General features: G+C 67.5%; 2 protein-coding genes and 1 pseudogene. 2 read left to right on the top strand and 1 reads right to left on the bottom strand.

The window, feature by feature from the left end; genetic code table 11:
* A pseudogene (locus AB0B89_RS35625) lies at positions 1-924 on the bottom strand (hypothetical protein); the annotation flags it as partial.
* A 400-nt stretch (positions 925-1,324) separates the two neighbouring features.
* Here AB0B89_RS35625 and AB0B89_RS35620 point away from each other — a divergent pair.
* Both AB0B89_RS35620 and AB0B89_RS35615 read left to right on the top strand, forming a co-directional pair.
* Positions 1,325-2,350: a ParA family protein gene (locus AB0B89_RS35620; RefSeq protein WP_358561953.1), complete on the top strand. Its 1,026-nt coding sequence runs from the start codon at positions 1,325-1,327 to the stop codon at positions 2,348-2,350.
* On the top strand, positions 2,347-3,251 hold a 905-nt coding region (locus AB0B89_RS35615; RefSeq protein ID WP_358561950.1), incomplete at its 3' end, for a hypothetical protein. The genes AB0B89_RS35620 and AB0B89_RS35615, both read left to right, overlap by 4 nt.

Below are 3,251 nucleotides of genomic sequence, written 5' to 3'. Positions count from 1 at the left end.
AGCGGGCCGCCGCTCTGCGACAGCTCGTGACACGCGGCGCACAGGGCGGAGATGTCGGGCGCCTGCACGTCCTGCATCTCGTCGATGAACAGGGTCGCTGGTGCTCGACGGTGCCTGCTGATCGGGGCTGACCAACGGTTCAGCAGGCGCGGGCCCCGCAGGCGGGGATTCGGTGAGCTGTGCGGGGCTCGCGTCCGCCTCAGCCGGCGGGGGTGCGACCTCGGGCTGAGGATCGGCTGACGCTGGAGGCTCCAGGGTCTCGGGATGTTCTGCGGCGATGTGCTGCTTGCGGGCGGCCGATGAGTCGTGCCAGGTGAGGCAGTGGGTGCACAGGCGCTTCCCGGCGTACAGCTCGCGGTGCCGCCGGTTGACGTGGGTCTTGTAAGACTCCTTGGTGGGCATCTCTGCGGCGCATTCGGACTCGGGGCAGGGGAACGGGCTGTCGTCGTCGACAGGGTGCGGGTTGTCGCCGAGTCCTGTGCCATGCATCGTGATCGCGTGCTTGGAGGTGTCTTTCAGCGGGCACTTAGGGCACTGGTAGACCTTCACGTCTCTCTGCGACTCCTGGGTGGGATGTGTCATAGGGGCGAGGGTAGCCGCCTGTGAGCGAGGCCCACCGCCGGTTGGCCCAAGGTCGTCCAGGGCGACATGCCACCTGTCGCCCCGCTGGAACAGCAGCGTTCCAGACTTGCGCATCCCTGACACGATGTCGACGAGCAGGGCCGCGGTGTCGGGGTGGGTGCGCAGAGCAGGCAGGCCGGGCCAGGCGTGGCGGGCGGCGACGTACAGGTCCCCGCGCCACTCGGCGTACCGGCGCTCGTTGGTGTCGATCACCGGTGAGTGCGCGGCTTGCTCTCGTAGGACGTCGAGCAGGCGCTGGCTGGTGTCGGCGACGTCGCTCAGGATGGATTCGATGCTGGGCATGTAGCACCTCGGTGTCGACTGCGTGGTGCCCGTACGTCTACACCGCCCCCTTGCCCACGGTCCACGTTTCCCGCCGGCGCCCCCCTCGCGGCAGCCGCTCGGCAGCTCCCCCGTCCGGCGTTTTCGCTGTTCAGCACCTGTAGGTGCACCTGTAGCCGGTCCTGTAGGTGCACCGATCTGTAGGCCGATAGGTCCATCGGTAGGCGTGGAGGAATGCTGCGGGTTCCAGCCCACCCTGGGTGCGCACTGCACCGGAATTCCTAAGTGAATGTCGCGACACACCAGGCAAAACCGGTGCACCCCGCCTGCCTTGCTGCTATCAAGAGACCCACCCGTCACGTTGGTCTGACCAGCGCCCGGGTCACGCCCTGACCGCCCCACCAGTGAGGAGGCAACCTCGATGTCCCCGGCATCTGCGAACACCACGAGCGCCAAGGAAGCCATTCGGGCATTAGCGCTGAAGATCCGGCCGCGCCTCGCGCGGGTCATCATCTTCCTGAACGGCAAGGGAGGAGCGGGGAAGACGACGTTGACCTCCAACTCGGCCGTCAACATCGCCAGGGCCCTGGCGGAAAGCGGATCCACAAAGCGGGTACTCACCGTGGACCTTGACCTGCAGGGCAACCTCGGGCTCGATCTGGGATACAAGGGTCACGACGAAGACGACGCGGGCCAGTCCATCGTCAACATCGTGATGGGTGCGGGAAAGCTGCGGATCATTCGCGATGTCCGACCGCAGATGGACTGCGTTCCCGGTGGACGGATGCTCCGCTACGTCAGCCCGATCATGGCCACGTCCAGGCAGACCGACTTCGGCAGGGAGCCTCGCCTGGCCCTTGCCGAGGCCATCGCCGAGATCGCCGAACAGTACGAATGGATCGTGGTCGACTGCCCGCCAGGTCAGCCGGAACTCCAGGACATCGCCGCAGTGCTCGCCCGATACCTGGTCATCCCGGTCAGCTTCGATGAAGGCAGCCTGGAAGGCATGACCGATGTCGCCGACATCTTGACCCAGGCCCGCGAGTTGAACCCCGACATCACACCCCTGGGCGTGGTGCTATTCAGGTTCGATCGCAACAACCTGCGCAACATCAAGCAGGACGGCGAGGTCATCGGGTCCAAGGAGGTAGGGCTGCTAGCGCGGACCCGCACCGAGGTCGCCGAGAAGCTGGCCGAGGCCGGAATCTCCTTGCCCATCTTCAACTCCGTGGTCACCGAGGCCAAGACCGTGGCCACGCTGTGCCGCAAGTGGGGGCGCGCCATGGCGGAACTGGCGGACGCGGCTGCTCAAGACGATTGGCGTGCCGCCGCCAGGCAGCACGGGGTGGCGGTAACGGCCGAGTCGGCGGAGACCTCCGCCGCCGAGCAGGAGGCGATCACCCGCGAGATCCTGACCCGGGCTCTGGAGCTGGAGCACGCCGCATGACCGAGTCCGGCTTCTTTCAAAACCCCGGGGGGCGCCGGCGGCGCACCGGATCACTCGCGGGGCTGATGGCCCCACCGCCAGGAGAAGAGGCGCCGCCCTCCGAACCGGAGATGCCGTCCGGGCAGACACCGAACGGGTCGGCTCCTGACAAGCCCGAGACCCAGACGCCGACCGTAGAGGTCTACAAGACCGACGACCGCAAGCCAGGCAAGGACGCAGGGCCGCCGCAGGCGGGCGAGCCTGAGGGCCAGGCGGACGCGCCGGACGCGGGCGAAGCCGACGCCAAGGGCCCCGCGGTGGAGTTTTCGACCGTGAAGGTCCACAGGCCGAAGAACCCGCCGGAGGTCCCGCCGCCGGGGAACGGCGCTCCTCGCTCCTCACAGAACGAGCAGGACGAGGAAAAGGGCGCCGACCAGGACCGCCGCCAAGCAGAGGAGAGCGAGGACGAGCAGGGGGCGGTGGCCGCCGAAGACGCCCCAGGGGAGGACCTCGAGGAGGAGGTCTCCCAGCAGATCAACGTCTACATCCTGCCGGAGGCTGTGCGGCGCGCCCGCGCGCTGTGCGATAGCCGCGGGCTGGAGCACTCCGATATCGCCATGGATGCTCTCGACGATGCCATCGAGCAGGAGATCCTGGGCGTGCTACTGGAGGCCAGGCAGGTACGGGGACGGCCGAAGGGCTCCACGTTCCCCGCGCGCAAGCGGCGGCGACCCAAGGCGCAACAGGGGATCCGCCGGTCAGTGTGGCCGATCCAGTTCTCTCAGTCGCAGATCGACATTCTGGATGAGCTGAAGAAGCAGTACGGCACCCGGTACACCTCGGAGCTGATCAGCGTCGCTGTGGAGGCGCATCTGCTGGATGACGAACCTGCGGGGGCCCAGCAATCCCGACACCAGGGCCC

This window comes from Sphaerisporangium sp. NPDC049002 (assembly GCF_040649355.1).
Taxonomy (GTDB): Bacteria; Actinomycetota; Actinomycetes; order Streptosporangiales; family Streptosporangiaceae; genus Sphaerisporangium.
Note: the sequence above shows the minus strand (reverse complement) of the source record. Positions and strands in the feature narration are given on the sequence as shown.

Bases quoted from the DNA above. Each gene is read 5' to 3' on its own strand.
- AB0B89_RS35620 (WP_358561953.1), top strand. From the start codon at position 1,325: ATGTCCCCGGCATCTGCGAACACCACGAGCGCCAAGGAAGCCATTCGG.